The sequence below is a fragment of the Chryseobacterium sp. FG46 genome, from assembly GCF_057809135.1.
Genome location: NZ_JBMDJJ010000035.1, coordinates 21,119 through 39,264 on the forward strand (window position 1 = coordinate 21,119; position 18,146 = coordinate 39,264).

Genomic DNA, 18,146 nt, shown 5'->3' on the forward strand with positions numbered 1-18,146 from the left:
AACTTGAGAAAAATGAGAAAAATTACAGCAATCATAGCACTTGCAGCAATCAGCTTTATCAGTATCGGATGCGACAGGTTTTTAGATATTCAGCCTGAAGGAAAAGTGATTCCTACTACTACTGAAGATTATAGAAAAGTACTTACATCCGCATATTCAAAATATCCTGTTCACAAATCACTGGTGGCTCTTCGTACCGATGAGGTGAATATTGATGATAATTCTACAGATTTTATTTCCTACCGTGAAATGGCAATGTGGAAAGATGCTAACAACGATCCGGCATCTACAGAATTTCCATGGGTAAGTTTTTATTCTGTGAACTTCTACCTGAATCAGATCATTAATGAAGGAAGCAAAACCATGCAGGATTCTCCTGAAAAGAATCAGATTTTAGCAGAAGCCTATGCGCTTCGTGCGTATTTGTATTTTGACATGGTAAATCTGTACGGAAAACCCTACAACAGTGCTACCGCTTCTGGTGACAGAGGAGTTCCAATCAATCTTGAAATTGATCTTGAACAGGTATTGAAGCCATCTTCTGTACAGGAAGTATATACCCAGGTTCATGCAGATCTCAAAAAAGCAGAAGATCTGATGGTTGAGCAAAAGCAACCATTAGGAGTTAACTACAGGTTCTCAAAAACAGCATTGCTGGCTTTTGAAGCAAGAACAGCTCTATATGAAGGAGACTGGACCAAAGCATTAAACTATGCAGATCAGGTACTGGCGGTAAAAGGTGATTTAAGTAATTTGAATATTGTAAATACACCACCCAACCATTACGCCTCCCCGGAATCTATCATGGCCCTGGACAATACATGGGATAATTCTATAAAGAACTTATCTTTTGCATCTCCGGAACTTATTTCTTCCTATAATACTGCAGATAAAAGGTTTGGCATGTATTTTGAGAAAAATGGTAGTAAGTATAAAATCACCAAAGGGGGAAGTTTAGAATTCAAGGTGTCTTTCAGAACAGCTGAACAGTACTTTATAAAATCTGAAGCATTATTAAAGTTGAATAAACTGGCAGAAGCGAAAGAAACACTTCTGAAAGTATTAAAAAACAGATATACTCCGGACGGATATACTTCAGTACAAAATACGGTGAACTCAATGGATTCTACAGCATTTATGAACTTTATTCTGGATGAGAGATTCAGAGAATTTGCTTTAGAAGGACAAAGATGGTTCGACTTAAGAAGAGCAAATCAGAAAAAAATAAGCCACACCATCAGTGGCAAAGAGTATATTCTTCAGCAGAATGATCCGCGATATACCATTGAATTTCCAATGAGTGCGAAGAAGAATAACCCTAATCTATAGAACTTCATATCAAATTCAATACAGAGGAAACCGCTTGAACTTAATTGTTTCAGCGGTTTTTTTGTACTTTTGCATCGTTATGAAAATTGCCATTATAGAAGATGAGCTGCTGGCTGTGAATTATCTGAAAAATCTTTTGGATACACAGAGCATAGTCCCTGTTACAGAGACTGTTATTCTTCGTTCCAAAAAACAGGCAATTGATTTCTTTGAAAAAGATTCAGCAGATCTTATTTTTATGGATATTCATCTTGGAGATGGAATGAGCCTGGAAATTTTCGAGCAGGTAGAACTTTTTACCCCCATTATTTTCATTACAGCATTTGATGAATATGCCATGAGGGTCTTCAGGCATTTTACCATTGATTATCTTCTTAAGCCCTTTGAAGAAGAAGATCTGCATAAAGCGTTACAGAAATTTATCTCCATAAGAAACAATTTTGATCCTGAACCGGTTCTTAAATCCATTTCATCACTTCGCCGGGCAGAGGAAGAGATCATGAAACGATTTATGGTAAGAGAAGGAAATAAACTTAAATCAATAGATGAACATAACACGGCTTATTTTTTTGCCTCAGGAAAATACCTTTTCCTTACTACAAAAGATCATCAGACTTATATTTATGATGATACCATTAAAGATATTATTCAGAAGCTTAACCCGGAGATCTTCTTTAAAATAAACCGTAAGTTTATCATTAATAAAGAAGCTGTTTCTGAGATTATCAAACACTCCAGTCAGAAAGTAGAACTTAGGCTCTCGCCCGAACCCGAAGTGAATGCAGAAATTTTTATCAGTAAAATGCAGATTGCAGAATGCCTGAACTGGCTGAACAGCTGATTACGTCTTAAAAATATTCATATAAATTTTTTCTAATTATATCAAGCAAAGATTATTTTTAATCATTGTATTGAAAGATAACGTGAAATTAAAAATAGACAAAAAATCAGAATAGGAATTTTCCTATTCTGATATAAATATATTTGAATGATTCAACTAGTCAGCCTTTTTCGGGACTGTCACACTTATACAGGTGTTATTCTTTAATAATCTTAGATTGATAGGTATTGGTTCCTTTATTTATTGAAATAACATACATTCCGGTTTTCAAACCTTGGATTTTATCATTAATTTCTTTATTAATATCATTTAAAGAGCCTTTTGCTGAAATAAATAACTTTCCTGTCATATCATATAATTCCGCTTTTAAATTTTCTCTTGAATTTTTAATATCAATAACTAATTTTTGTCCATTTTTTAAAGGATTCGGATATATACTAAATTCATTGTTATTTATTTTAATATGATCAGTGGCTAGCGTAAATGCTGGATAAACCAGTATTTTTTGTCCATTATATCCCACAGCATACACGTTCAGTGCGTTGGCAGGATAATCTACATAAGTAGTTGCCAGTGTAGTATCTCCTGTTCCTACAATAGAAACACTGATTAGCTGATTACTTGCATTATAGGTTTCAAAGGCAACAGCATTATTCCATTTAGAATTATCAACCAATAAAAACTGTCCTTGCGCATTGGTTGTAATCTGTGCACCCACACCCGTAACTCCGGAAACCGGCTGCATATTCCTGAATGCATTTACACTATTCGCTGAAAGATAATTGATCACCGGAGATACAGGTTTAGCATATCCTTTTGCAAGGACATAGCTTTTCACATCATCAATCATGCTTTGCGTAATTGTCATTTGATTATTGGTATAATCTGATATTGTTGCATTAATTGGCTTTAAAAAACCGGTGCTTGTGAAGAAATCTGTAAGGTCCTCCTGCACGGCATCACAGGTGTTTTTTACAAAATTCATCAGCAATTGTCCTTGTGTAAGCTGCGTTTCATTTGTATTTCTTACTTTATCAGCTACTGTAGCAAACCAATGTGCATAATCTACTCCTGGAACTGCAGGGGTAACCACAGGGGTGTCTTCATCAGACATATCTGAATCAAATGCAAGTGGTGAAGCATTTTTTGAAGCACCCGCCAACTGATAATACAATTCTAATTGCCAAAACGGAATAAGGCTTCTGAAATTCGCGTCAGCAGGATTCACATAATCAGTTCTGAACTGATCCATAATACTCTTCCCGTTAATTTGTGTCTGAATAATAATTTCTCCAAATCTGTTTCCTGCCACTTTAGGAAATACCGTTTTATCGGCAATTTCACCTTCCAGCCTTGTAAACCTGTTGCTGCCTGTTGGTGAGTACATATTATAATAGGCCCATAATGAGTATAAATTGTTAGTGATTTCTGTTGTTCCAACCCAATTTAATCCTGGTCTTACCTGATTGATATGACCTAATTCATGTGCCACACCCCAGATATCCAGCCCTGGTGCTGAGGTTGAATTGGACAGGCCCCAGGTAAGATCTAAATGAACTCCCAGACCTCCTGCAAACCATCCTCCTGTAGATTCCATATAAACAAGCTGCCTGTTTTTAAAGTTTTTATTGAATTTAAAGAAGCCCATCATTTCTCTCTCAGACTTGGCAATTGCATCGTACTTATCTATCAGAGGCTGAGCGGTGGTGAAATGGAAATTGCTTACCGCAGACTTATTGGTAACCAGTTTTGTATAATAACCTTCTATATCAATTTTCGGATAGACATCATTCGTCAGCATTTCTGCCCATTCTGCAGACGTTGTACCTTTCTTATACATACCATTTACAATACCTGCTGTAATATTTACAGTTACAGGTGCAGCGTTTACATCATCAGTGTAATATGAAATATACCCCAACCCTGCATTAGTAACAGCAAGGATATTTATTCCATTTTTTAGTTCATATGTTTTTTCAGGAGACGACCCTTCAGTAGCAAAATCTCTTATTTTTAAGTAAACTTTGTTTGCTGCCGTAATATCTTTAGCAAAAACAATAGCAGTGGTATTAGGCTGAAATGCTATTCCTGTTGGGTTTTCATATCCGTTATAATTCCCTGTTTTATATTGGGTGTTTATAGATTCAGTTGTTTTATATGCCGTGAAAGTCTGAACCCTGTATTTTCTGTTGTAGGTATTATTAAATAAACACTGAGCTAATCCTTTCATGAAAGGTGAGGAAATGGCATCAATATCCTGCTGGGTTACAGTTGGTTTTAAAGTACTGAGAATAGGATCATTAAAAATGTTTAAATAAGCTGAAGGATTAAAAATATTGGAGCTGGTCTGAAAAAATTCCATTTCGGCACAGCTTGCAAAGTTATTTTTACCATCAAGAACTTCAATTTTTATATTTAAAGGTGTAATTGCGGAGGGGAAGTTTACGGTTTTTATGGCAGAGGTCTGCCCGAAATTCTGAGTAGAAATAGTAACGTAAGCAGGATTAGAAATGGTATTATAACTTATTTTTATATTTCCGAAAAGTCCGTTTGGCCCACCATCCTGTCTTGGTGTATACCTTAAATAATTCATAGCTGTCTGCCCATCAAACTTATAAATCAGAGAAATAGGAAAAGTGGCTGCGGTAGCATTCCAATCACAATGATATAGCGTACTTACGTCGCCATCAAAGGAATTTTCAATATTTTCTCCCGGTTGAAAACTTGAAGCCGAAGATCCTGCCACCTGAGGCAATACAGGGATATCCGCATAAGCTGAAAACTCATTGGTTGGCAGTGTACATTCTGTCTGTACAGGATCCATCTGCTCTGTAGAATAAAACTCCATCTCGGCACAACTTGAAAAATTATTTTGAGCACTCAGTACATCAACCCTGATAACACCCGGATGAACAATTGCTGTTGGCAAGTCTATTGTTTTAGCCGTATTATCCGCTGCCCAGGAAATAACTCCGGTTGCTGTTATAAAGACTGTAGGATCGGATTGTGTAGAATAAGAAATTTTCACACTCGTCCAGATTCCGTTAGGACCTGTTGTTCTAGGCTTGTATACTAACCTTTTTACACTTTTTACCCGGTTGGAAAACCTGAAATTTAACTGGTCCGGAAGTGCTGTGCTCAAATTATACTGAGAATGATAAAGAGTATTCACATTATTATCAATACTCTGTCCGGCTTCCTGTCCGGCTTGTGCAGGCTGTAACGAATTTGCATAAGCCACAGGCATCTTATATTGCTGTGCAAAAACTGTCTGTAAAAAGAACAGAAATAAAAGAATAAAATAATTGTTTTTCATTTGGTGTAAATTTTTGATTAAAAAAATAATAAAATGATAAGGTATTAATATCTTACAGGAGTATAGCTGCCATTTAAATCTACACTGGATACATCCAGCTTTGACTTGTTTTTGGATAATAGTTGTATTCAATCATCTTCCCGAACATTACTTATGTACTATTTACGGTAATGGTAAAAAATACTTTAATAGCTCAAAACGTTATCCTCAAAAAGGCTTTTTTACAGGTAATACTCTCATTGCATTCCTATTTTTAGTTTGTGGTACATTTATACAGAAAGCCTTCTTTCAAAATTAAGAATTTAAGTAATTTAACAAACTGATCCCTACCTGTTTTTAAATATTCACTACCAGTTGACTTGTCTGGAAATAGCTTTATTAAGTAAATAGAAATAACAAAAAAATTAAAAGAAACTTAAAAATAAACCCTGTAAGAAAGACGATTTCAATAGGAATGCATTATATTTTAGGATTACCAAACAATCCCGGGTTCAAAATCGAATAATTCTCCAGAATCAAAAACCAAGGGACTTTTACAGTCTGCTCAAGAAAAGCAAAAAAATTTTATTCGAAGAAATACTTCTAGCGTCTGATCCGGAGAAGTTATTTTTTGTCCCCATTGGATAAGATGTTTTATTTTCTTTCTATAGGTTCTCTTCCCCAATGAACAGATTTTTTATCTGTATTTTTTTAAAAAAACATTACCCAGATCATTAGTGATCCGTTGTCCGGTAGTGGAACTAAGCGAAACATTGATTTTTTAGTCGTTTAATAAACCTATTTCAGGACAAAACAAATCAACCGGTAGTGAACATTCAGAAACAGGTAGGTACGGATTTGTATAGTTGTTTTAATTCTTAATTTTGACAAAAGAAGGGTTTCCGGTAAATATACCTAAATACTTGAGCGAGCTATAATAGAAAGTGGAATAGTACCCAATCTTCCAACCCCCAAAACGAGGATTTCAGCTTTCGTTCTATATTCAATCGTTTTGATATAAAAGTATCGGGCTTGTAACGCTTTCAATTACAAGGTTTTTATGGTAATACCTGCGAGGGAATTTTATAAAACTAAAAAATTTAAATAACATCATTAAAAAAAATGAATACAAATCACCAACCTACATTAATAGTTTTAGCAGCCGGAATGGGCAGTAGATACGGAAGTCTCAAACAGATAGACACATTTACTCCACAGGGAGATACTATTATAGATTTTTCTTTATATGATGCATTGCAAGCAGGTTTTAAGAAATTTGTTTTCATCATTCGTAAGAATTTTGAAAAAGAATTTAAAGAGATGTTTGAGAAAAAAATAAAAAATAAAGCCGAAATAGAATATGTATTTCAGGAAATAGATACTGTTCCAGAAAAATACCTTAATAAAGAACGTACCAAACCATGGGGTACTGGGCAGGCATTATTACTTACTAAAGATGTGGTGCACGAAAATTTTGCCATTATTAATGCCGATGATTTTTATGGGAGAGATGCCTTTATGACGATGTATGATTTTCTAAAAGAAACAGATATCAACTCTTATAATTTTAGCATGATAGGTTATTTATTGAAAAATACGGTTTCAGACCATGGCCATGTCTCCCGGGGAATATGTGATGTAGATTTTAATGGAAACTTATTAAACGTCACAGAAAGAACATATATAGAAAAAAATGAAAACGGATTAAGGTATAAAGAAGAAGATGAGAGCTTTACAACAATTGAAGAGGATGTAACCGTATCAATGAATTTTTGGGGATTCACACCAAAATGTTTTGAATTTGGCAGTGATTCTTTTAAGCGTTTTTTAGAAGAAAACAAGCAGAGTTTAAAAGCAGAATACTATTTACCCACTTTGGTTGCCGACAGTATAGCATCTGGAAAAGTTAACGTAAAATTACTGAAATCTAACGACAAGTGGTTTGGAGTTACCTATCCTGAAGATAAAAAAATTATACAAAAAAATATTTCAGAATTAAGAATGAAGAAGCTTTATCCAGAAAATTTATGGGAATAATCTAATTTTATAACTGAAAAAGTTAATTAAAAATTTAGAAATACAAATTCTATATATAAATTTAATTTTAGCACTATCCAAAACCAAACTAATATGTTAAAAAGCACAATAGATTCCTCTACAGGATTTGAAAAAAGATTTGAAAAAATAGAAACAGTTATTTTCACGGATTCGCTTTCAGCTTCAAAATCTGTGGCAAAAGAGATCTCAGATCTTATACGTGTAAAGCAGTCTCAAAAACAACCTTGTATTTTAGGGCTGGCAACAGGTTCCTCTCCCAAGAGTTTATATGCCGAATTGGTACGTATGCACAGAGAAGAAGGCTTGAGCTTCAAAAATGTAGTTACTTTCAACCTTGACGAATATTATCCTATGGAACCGGATTCCATACATAGTTATGTCCGTTTTATGAAAGAATTATTGTTTGATAAAGTAGATATTCTTCCTGAAAACTATCACATTCCTGACGGAACATTATCCAAAGAAGAAATAGCAGACTATTGTACTGAATATGAACTTAAAATAGAAGCTTTAGGCGGGATAGATCTGCAGATTCTAGGCATTGGCGGTAATGGTCATATCGGGTTTAATGAATCAGGCTCCTTACAAAACTCCAAAACCCGTCTTGTAGCATTAGATCATATCACAAGAGTAGCTGCAAGCAATGAGTTTTTAGGACTGTCAAATACTCCCAGAACAGCTATTACATTGGGAGTAAAGAAAATAATGGAAGCGAAAAGAGTCATACTATTAGCGTGGGGTGAATCTAAATCAAATATTATAAAAGAGTCTGTAGAGGGGCCTGTTACCAACCTGGTGCCAGCTTCCTATCTGCAGGAACATAAAAACGCTGCTTTTGTATTGGATCAGGGAGCAGCTCATAAACTTACCCGGATTAATACTCCATGGCTGGTAGAAAAAATAGAATGGACGGAGGCATTGACCCGAAAAGCCGTTTTGGGACTAGCCCAGAAAATAAAAAAACCTATATTAAAGCTTACCGATTCTGATTATATAGAAAACGGAATGAGCGATTTGCTGGCAGATAAAGGGCCTGCATACGATATCAATATCCAAATTTTTAATAAATTACAACATACCATAACTGGCTGGCCTGGAGGTAAACCAGGAGCAGATGATACTAATAGACCGGAGAGAAAAACCCCGGCTAAGAAAAGAGTTCTTATATTCAGTCCGCATCCGGATGATGATATTATCAGTATGGGCGGAACTTTCATAAGACTACATCAGCAGGGGCATGAAGTTCATGTAGCCTATCAAACCTCTGGAAATATAGCTGTAGCAGATTCTGAAGCATTGCGTTTTGCAAATTTTGTGTGTGATTACAATGAAATGTTTGGTATAGAAAATGGTGAAGCGAAAAAGATTTTTGAAAAAGCAGTCAGATTTTTACAGAATAAGAAAAATAGCGATATAGACATTCCTGAAGTAAGACATATAAAGGGCTTAATAAGAAAAGGAGAAGCAAGATCTACCTGCTATTTCGTGGGAATACCAGACAGCCGGATTCATTTTTTGGAAATGCCCTTCTATGAAACAGGCAGAATAGAAAAAAAACCATTGAGCAAAGAAGACATAGAAATTGTAACAGATATAATAGACAAAGTAAAACCCCATCAAATATATGCAGCTGGTGATTTAGCAGATCCTCATGGAACGCACAAAGTATGTTTAGATGCTATTTTCGAATCTGTTAAAAATTTAAAACCGAAGGAATACATGAAAGATTGTTGGTTATGGTTGTATAGAGGAGCATGGAAAGAGTGGTCTATAGAAGAAATAGAAATGGCAGTACCCCTAAGCCCGGACCAAATTTTGGAAAAGCGCTATGGAATTTTCAAGCATCAATCTCAAAAAGATGGAGTCGTATTCCAGGGAACAGATATGAGAGAATTCTGGCAAAGAGCAGAAGAAAGAAACAGAGAAACAGCAGAGACTTATCATAAAATGGGACTTGCCACCTATGCTGCCATGGAAGCTTTTGTAAGGTGGGAATTCTAAAAAATCAAGCAATTTTCTTAATCAAAAAGGATATTTTCTCACAATAAAAGACAGCGTTGAAGTTTTATAAATTACACAAAAGAATATTTTAATTTTGCTGAGGTAGGCAATTGGGAAAATATGAAACCCGGGCAGACATTTTTGATATTCATATTCAGCAAGTTCTGAATTTAGCAATAAACAGCGTAAACAAAAAGCTCAAAGTTTTTTAGATGCAGTAAATTCTGTAGAAGAAATTCACTTCCTAAAGGTTTGTGAAGGAAGTATTATGCCTGTATTTCAAGAATACATTGCAGATATTTTAGGCTGTTTGCAAAGTTGTTCGTAATTGAACTCTAAATTTTTTACATTCTGTTTATGCTTTGATAGGACGTAATTCTTCACAAATATAAATCTCTAAATCAAATTTAATATATATTTAATTTCTTTACTGATACAATTTTTTTTGACCAGTACAGAAAGCAGTCATGGGTGGATTTTTTCCGCCCATTATTATTTTATGCTTTAAAAAAATAATAAGCTAAACGGGTTTTTTCTCAAAAAGGAGAAAAGAATGAAGTAAAGTCTGAAAATCATACCCCAACCTATAGGATCAAACCTACTCAAATACTTTTCAAACTGGTGGTAAAGGGACAAAAACTGGTGGCTACCAGTATGGAGATATGGGGTAAAACTCTACATTTGAGTAACATAGAGTTAATGTTATAGCAATAGTTAGTTCACACTCAAACAAGACTGGCAATCAAACAAAATAAGAAGAAAATAGATAGAGTATTTGTGGATCATCAGGAGGTTTCCTTTTCCATATTTTCCAATTATGCTGGAACAAACGAAAAAATAGAAACAATTGTATTTAAATGTGAAAACAGTACTGAAAAAGTCATTTGTTTCTATAGAATTTGAAGAGCAAAGAGTAATATAAAACCTTTAGAATTTTCTTATCATATCTTATTTATAAAAAAGATTGGTAAGAAGCCAACTACCCTTAAATAGAATAACATTTTAATAAAGTTAATAAAATATGAAGAAAAAAACTATTATTTTGGGTGCACTTCTAATGTCATCTATAACATTAGTGGATGCACAGAAAACTAAAAACAAACCTTCAGACTCTATCACTAAAAAAGTAAAAGATGTGGAAGAAATTGTTTTGGTAGGATATGGAAAACAGAAAAAAGGAACTGTTTCCGGATCTATTGCTTCTGTTGATAAAAAGATACTGCAGGACCGCCCAACAACAAGCTTAGCAGCGAGTATACAAGGTGCTTTACCCGGAGTTACAATTAAGTCTAAATTAGGAGATGTAGGTTCTGTACCTGACTTAAATGTAAGGGGAAGAAGTGTTGCGGGTAATTCACCACTTTATATTATAGATGGTATTCTCTCTAGTGCTGCAGACTTTTCCAGGCTGAGTCCGGCTGATGTTGAAAACATAAGCATATTAAAAGATGCAGCAGCAGCGATCTATGGTACAAGAGCTGGTTATGGTGTCATTCTTGTTGAGACCAAAAAAGGCGGCGGAGGGAAGATGAGCATAGGTTATAATATGTATAATGCCTATCAGACACCCACTTATTTACCCAAGTATGTAGATGCTGTTGAATATATGAAACTAAAAAATGAAGCATATTTCAACGCGGATAATAGTGTCGGTCATTTTTCTCAATACAAGCAGGACCAAATAGATCTTACAGCTGCTGGTACAGACCCGGATAGATATCCTAACACAGACTGGTATAAAGCCACTTATAGAAAAATGGCAAATCTCCTAAATAATGAGATTAACGTATCAGGGGGAGATAAAATTCGTTATTTCGCAAGTTTAGGGTATCTGAAACAGGAGTCTCTATCCCCTACAAAAGGTATGGACAGATATTCTTTCAGGGCAAATACCTCCTCTAAATTAAGTGAAAAATTTACCGTCAATTCTAATATATCGTTTATCAAACAAATGGTTAATGATCGGGGAGATGATATTAATACTGGAGAACTGGCAAGAATAACTCCTACTATGGCATTAAGGCAATCCAACGGATGGTGGGGATCTATAAATGCGGGTAAAGTAGATAACACATTTGCGAATACCAACCCTGTAAGAAATAACATAGAAGGAGGAGATTCCAAGTCAAATGATCAGAAATTTATGGGAGCATTATCCACCAGCTATACTCCTGTAAAAGGATTAAATATAGATGCCCAAATCAGCTATTCAAACTGGAACTATCGTTTAGGTGAATTTACAAATACACTAAACCCTGTATACAATTTTTTAACTAAAGTTCCTATTGCTGCAACGGCAAGAGCAGTTAATAACTATCATGAAAAATGGGAATCTGATGAATTGCTTAATACTCAGGTTTTGGTAGGTTATGAAAAAAAAATATCATCACATTATTTTAAAGTGTTGGGAGGTGCTTCTTATGAAGACTATACACGTAGAATAATAGAGGGTAGAAAATCTAATATACCAAAAGATGGATTACATTCTTTAAGTGCTCTTTCTACCCTTGATGGAACCTTAGATGAATTGAAGTCTAATACCCAGCAGTATGCTTTCCAGTCTGTTTTCGCGCGTATCAATTATAATTACCAGGAAAAATATTTTTTAGAAGGGATTATAAGGGCAGATGCATCTTCGCGTTTTGCTAAGGAAAACAGATGGGGGTATTTTCCTGCAGTTATGGCTTCCTGGAGGTTAGATAAAGAGAATTTTATTAAAAACCTGGATTTTATCAATACACTAAAATTGAGAGGTTCTTATGGTAGCGCCGGATCTATCAATACCATCGGTTATTATGACAGCCAGACCTATATGGATAGTAATTCTACAGTTCTGGGAAATGTTATAGTTGGCGCAGTGGTACCGGGCAAGCTTGGCTTTTCGGATATAGGCTGGGAAACAATTGTTACTAAAAATATAGGACTGGATGGATCTCTATTCAATAATACTTTCACTTTCTCGGTAGATGTATATAACCGTCTTACAAAAGGGGCTTTAATGAACAATCAATTGCAATATGAAACAGGGGTAATTATGGACAGCGATCCTGAAAAAAACCAAACGCCTCCGATAAATGCGGGTGATGTGGCAAATAAAGGAATAGAAATTACTTTGGGATACAATAAGAATTTTGAAAATGGGGACTTTTATATCAATGCTAATTTTGCTAAAAACCGTAATGAAGTTCTTTCACTTGTCAATAGCAAACCTCTGTATAAAGATAACTGGATAACACAAGTAGGAGGTTCAATTGGTGATTTCTACGGATACAAAACTGCTGGTCTCTTAACCCAGGAGGATATTAATAATAATTATCCAAAATTATACAGCTCTTCTCAGGCTGGGGATATAAAGTATGTGGATATAAATGGAGATGGAGTTGTTAATGAGAATGATAGAACAGTTATAGGAAATGATGTTCCAAGTTTTACCTATGGGCTAAGCATAGGAGGCAGATATAAGAATTTTGATCTTAACATAGTAGGGCAGGGGGTAACGAATGTTCAGGTATATCTGGATAAAGAATCTTCTCAGGCATTTTTCAATGGGGCAGGTGCAAAGCAATATGTATCAGATAATAGATGGACTCCGGAAAATCCAAATCCTAATGCCTTGTATCCCAGGATACTGCCATCTGGAGGAGGTGTTCAGAATATTGGTGTTGCTTCAGATTTTTGGCTTTTTGATGCCAGTTACTTTAGAATTAAGTCTGTTACTTTAGGATATTCCATTCCTCAGGAAACCGTTAGCCGGATAGGATTGAAAAAATTCAGAATATATGCCAACTTAGAAAATTATTTTACGTTCAGAGGAGACAAAAGAGTAAAAGATTTTGATCCTGAAATGGCAAGTGCCCGTTCCACATATCCAAACTTAAAAACCATATCATTTGGTATAAATGCAACTTTTTAATTTAATAAAAATCTAAAAAATGAAAAAAATAAAAATTATATTACTATCAGTTTCCCTAACTGTAGTGACTAGTTCTTGCAATTTAGATAGGTTTCCGGAAGACAAAATATCAGAAGATACATTTTGGAAAACTGAAAAAGATGCTACCATGGCATTAAACGGCATTTATGCATATTTGTCTGGCGCAGCTTATAGCAGCTTATACAACGATAGCTTTACCGATAATTCATATGCTCAATATCCCTGGGAAACAAACGCAGTAAACGCTTCTGCAGGAGACATTCTACCTTCTACAGATTTCGGATATGACTTTACTACCATTAGAAAGGTAAATACCTTCTTAGAGAATATTGATAAGATTCCCATGGACAAAAATTTAGCAGGTAGATATAAAGCAGAAGCCAGATTTATAAGAGCTTTCAATTATTTTGATTTATCTCAGTATTTTGGAGCGCTTCCACTCGTGCAAAAATCAGGTGAATTAGATGATGCTTCCCTTACCCCTGTTTCTGAAGCTGAAATTGATAATTTTGTGACCAGTGAATTGAGTGCTATAGAAAATGATTTACCAATTACCTATACCTCTGGTCAGGATAAGGGTAGAATAACAAAAGGTGCCGTATTGGCATTTAAGGCAAGAGTATATTTATACACAGGAAAATACAAAGAAGCTTACGAGGCTGCTCAATCTGTAATGAACTCCGGAACGTACAGCCTTTTTAATATGGCTTCAGTAGATACAAGTACAGACTATGACAGCTTTGTTACCTTTACTTCTGCCACAGATAAAGATAATTTTTACAAAGGTTTAAGTAATTATCAGGCGTTATTCTGGGCAAAAAATGAGGGCAGTATAGAATCAATTTTAGAAGCTCAATATGTACCGGACTCAAAAGGAACATACAGCAATTCCATGACCCTTCTCCTATTGCCCAATGAAGAGAGTGGATGGAGCTCTATAACCCCAACAATTGATTTGGTAAATGCCTATTGGAATAAAGATGGAACGGCATTTACACCCCCTTCTGATGCTGTAAGAGCTTCAAACTATAATGATGGAAATCCAAATGATGCCTATCTGGACGAGTTTAAAAATAGAGATACCCGTTTATATGCAAGTATTATGCACCCCAATGGGCCTTGGTCTTACCTGAAGGGGTTTGGAACAAGCCAGCTCTTCACATGGAGCAAAGGAGGAAACAATACATCGAAAATTGGCTATAACTACAAAAAAATGGCTGATTATAACTCATTAGATGAAAACATAATGGCAAGTAATAATTTTATGCTGATTCGCTATGCAGAGGTATTACTTACCTATGCTGAAGCAAAAAATGAATTGTATGGGCCGGATGCCTCTATTTATGATGCACTAGACAAAATCAGAAGTAGAGTAGGGATGCCAGCAATTAGCAGAACACAGACCAAGCAAACTTTGAGGGATATTATTAGAAATGAAAGAAGAATAGAGTTAGCGAATGAAGGACACAGATTCTATGATATCAGAAGATGGAAGATTGCCCCAAATGTAATGAAAACCATTTATGACATTACCAATACACAGGTTGCAAAAAGAGTATGGAATGATAAGTTTTACAGATTCCCTTACCCTCAGACTGCGGTGGATTTAAATCCAAAATTAAAAGAAGCTCAGGCGGCAAAAGGATATTAATATACATAAAAGATGAGAAGCAAGCATTTGCCTTTATTTTAAAGCTATAGTTTTGGACTCCCAATAGGGCTGATGAAATCAATGATACCATTAGACAATCTTTAAATGAAAGATGTAAAACAGGTATTCACTTGTCTTTTAATTAAATAAACACTGTATGAAAAACAAATTATTTTTGTTAATATTATTTATATCTACGATTTACAAAGCCCAAGATTTTTCTTCAAAAAAAGCTATAGTGGAAGAAGAAGATATAGAATATGAAATTAAACATAAGTCTATGCCCTGGTTTTCAGAAATGAAAGATTATGCAGACTACTTTAAAGTTAAATCGAATTTTGACAAGTATTTTGGAAACCACAGATGGGAAAAAAGCAGACCAAGAAGTCTTGGTGAAGACTGGCTTAGAACGAAGCTGTTTTATTTGGATGAAAAAGGAAAAGTAGTTCCGGAACCTTTGTTAATAAACAATTCAAAAATTAAGAATACACTATTAACAAATACGCAGACTCAAGTGGGAAGCTGGTCTATGATCGGTCCACTGAACAGTGCTACTACATCCTATTCAAGTGTTGGAAACCATGGTGGGTATGTATATTTAAATAGAATGGATCCTACCAGTCCTCAGAAGGTATTTGTATCTTTTACCACTGGCGGGTTATGGCGTACAGTGGATGGGGGCTCAACCTGGAATTTGGTTGATAATGGTTTCCCTGATTCTAAATATAATGATATAGATGTGTGTATCTCCAATCCGCAAATTGTTTATGCATTAAGTGATAAACAGCTTATTAAATCCACCGACGGAGGTCTTAATTGGCTTACAACGAATATGACTGCTAATAATTATCCGGGCAAAGCATATGATATTGCCGTTTCACCCATAAATCCTGATATTGTAGTTGTTCGTTGGGGAACATCGCTTTATCGCACAATCAATGGGGGGAACTCTTGGAATGAAGTTTATACTGGGCTTCCTAATTATGAAATATGGGACTCATCCATACACAGTGAATGTTTGGAATGGGATCCCAATAATAGTAATTCGGTTTATTTTGCGAGTACTTCCAATAATAATGTTTTCAAAATTTATAAATCTGCGGATCAGGGAGCGAGTTTTTCCCAATTGAATTCTACCACACTAAGTGCTTCCTCAAATGGTCAAATCATCGGGTGGGCGAAAGTTTTTTTACCTACTAATAATGCGTCATCATTCTATGTAGCGGTAGGAACAGGGTCGAGTGCTTATAGTCATAATGCAGTTCAATTATATAAATTAAATAAATTAACAGGAAATGTAGAGCTTACCAGAACCAATATGATTTCCGGTATTGGAGACCCATATAATCATGATCCGGTATTACACCACGGAGATATCCAGATGGATCGTCGCGATGAAAAAAAAATTGCTTATGGGAGTGTTGGAAATCAAAAAATACACATTTCTACAAACAATGGTGTTTCATTTTCAGTATCCTCAGGAACTACTCATCATGATTTCAGGAGCATTGATTTTATGAATGGAAAGTTAATCGTAGGAAGTGATGGAGAAATGGCAGATTCTAATGATTTGGGAAATACTTTGACAACAAAAACCAATAGTATCAGTAATCATGAATTATGGGGATTTGGCAGTGCATTTAAAAGTAATTTAGTTGCATCAGGAAATAACCATGGCCCTGTTATGATAAAAGAAAGTGCTAATGGGTTTACATGGTACAATGGTTCAGGTGCTGATCAGGGAAACACAGATGTAAATCCTTTGGATGATCGTTATATTTACAGCCAGGGATATAGTAATTACCGTTATTTCAGAACCGGTGTACATACTTTAATAGAGGAATCTAATTTTTTAGATTTGGGAGGCATCTATGATTATTTCAATTCTATAGAATTTCATCCTAATAAATATTACACCATTATTACGCATCATGCAGCTCAATATCCGGTTGGAAATCCTAATCTCGCAACATGGAAAAACTCTCTTATCAAAACCGAAGATAATGGAAACAGCATTTCTATTGTTAAGACTTTTAATCAAAAAGTTTTCAGAGAAAAAATTTCTGCTAAGAATCCAAATATAATGATTGTTGTAGAAGGTATTACCAATAATAAGCTTTGGAAAACTACAGACGAAGGAGCCACTTGGACCGACATCACACCCAATACCGCCATTACATCAGGTCCCAAAAATATATCAGATATTGCTATTGGGGATGGTAACGCTAATGAAATCTGGGTCACGTATAGTGGAGTTCAGTCAGATTGTAAGGTATTAAAATCTAATGATGGCGGAGCAACCTGGTCCAACCTTACATCCTCAGTATTAACTTCATCTCCTCTTACAAAAATTATTTTCCAAAGAGGGTCTAACGGCGGAGTATATGTAGGCAATAAAGCAGGAGTGTTTTACAGGAATAACAATATGAATAATTGGGTGCTGCTGGGTAATGGTCTTCCTATGTGTGATGTACGATTTATGTTTATTAATTATAATGAAAATAAGTTAAAAATAGGAACATCCAGAGGTGCATTTGAGCATACTTTATATGAGATAAGCCCTCCTGATGCTTTAATATCAGTTGGAAACAATAAAATTAGCTGCCCGGTTATAGAGAAAGTCCAGTTTAAAGATTATTCAGTTGTACGTAATGCCAGTGCAACATGGCAATGGAGCTTTCCTGGTGCCACTCCCCCCACTTCATCATTAGAAAATCCGGTAGTATCTTATAAAAATGCTCCGAATGGGTTTTATTCTGTAACATTAACCGTCACAGATCAGTACGGTACCAGTACACAGACATTAAATAATTTTATTGAAGTAAATAATCAATGTGCTCAAATTCTTCTTAATCCGGCTAAAGATTATAGAATTGTAAACCGTGCAAGCGGGAAATCTCTTGATATATATTCCGGGGCTTTGGCTGATGGAGCGCAACTGATTCAATCGGACTATATGGGGAGCAACAGCCAGAAATGGAAATTGTCTCAAACAGGAGGAAATTATAAAATAATTAATAAGAATAGCAACAAACTG

8 protein-coding genes are annotated in these 18,146 nt (G+C 35.2%); 7 read left to right on the forward strand and 1 reads right to left on the reverse strand.

What is annotated here, in order from left to right; genetic code table 11:
• The first annotated feature begins 12 nt into the window (after window positions 1-12).
• Together ACODR7_RS19250 and ACODR7_RS19255 are read left to right on the forward strand one after the other, a co-directional pair.
• On the forward strand, window positions 13-1,329 hold the full coding sequence (locus ACODR7_RS19250) for a RagB/SusD family nutrient uptake outer membrane protein (RefSeq protein WP_488841616.1): 1,317 nt from the start codon (window positions 13-15) through the stop codon (window positions 1,327-1,329).
• Between the two features lie 79 nt (window positions 1,330-1,408).
• Window positions 1,409-2,170, forward strand: coding sequence for a LytR/AlgR family response regulator transcription factor (locus ACODR7_RS19255; protein ID WP_488841618.1), 762 nt, complete (start codon window positions 1,409-1,411; stop codon window positions 2,168-2,170).
• Window positions 2,171-2,366: 196 nt separating this feature from the next.
• Here ACODR7_RS19255 and ACODR7_RS19260 read toward each other — a convergent pair whose 3' ends face one another.
• Window positions 2,367-5,486 carry a M60 family metallopeptidase gene (locus ACODR7_RS19260; protein ID WP_488841620.1) on the reverse strand — a complete coding sequence of 1,040 codons (3,120 nt, stop codon included), beginning with the start codon at window positions 5,484-5,486 and terminating at the stop codon, window positions 2,367-2,369.
• Between the two features lie 1,101 nt (window positions 5,487-6,587).
• Here ACODR7_RS19260 and ACODR7_RS19265 point away from each other — a divergent pair.
• The 5 genes from ACODR7_RS19265 to ACODR7_RS19285 all read left to right on the forward strand — a co-directional run.
• Entirely contained in the window at window positions 6,588-7,502 is a 915-nt protein-coding gene (locus ACODR7_RS19265; RefSeq protein WP_488841622.1) for a nucleotidyltransferase family protein, read from the forward strand.
• Between the two features lie 93 nt (window positions 7,503-7,595).
• The gene (gene nagB, locus ACODR7_RS19270) at window positions 7,596-9,524 is read left to right on the forward strand and encodes a glucosamine-6-phosphate deaminase (RefSeq protein WP_488841624.1); all 1,929 of its coding nucleotides are present in this window, start codon (window positions 7,596-7,598) and stop codon (window positions 9,522-9,524) included.
• A 1,021-nt stretch (window positions 9,525-10,545) separates the two neighbouring features.
• Window positions 10,546-13,437, forward strand: coding sequence for a SusC/RagA family TonB-linked outer membrane protein (locus ACODR7_RS19275; protein ID WP_488841626.1), 2,892 nt, complete (start codon window positions 10,546-10,548; stop codon window positions 13,435-13,437).
• Window positions 13,438-13,456: 19 nt separating this feature from the next.
• Window positions 13,457-15,109, forward strand: a complete 1,653-nt coding sequence (locus ACODR7_RS19280) for a RagB/SusD family nutrient uptake outer membrane protein (protein WP_488841628.1) — start codon at window positions 13,457-13,459, stop codon at window positions 15,107-15,109.
• A 157-nt stretch (window positions 15,110-15,266) separates the two neighbouring features.
• On the forward strand, window positions 15,267-18,146 hold a 2,880-nt coding region (locus ACODR7_RS19285), incomplete at its 3' end, for an RICIN domain-containing protein (protein ID WP_488841630.1).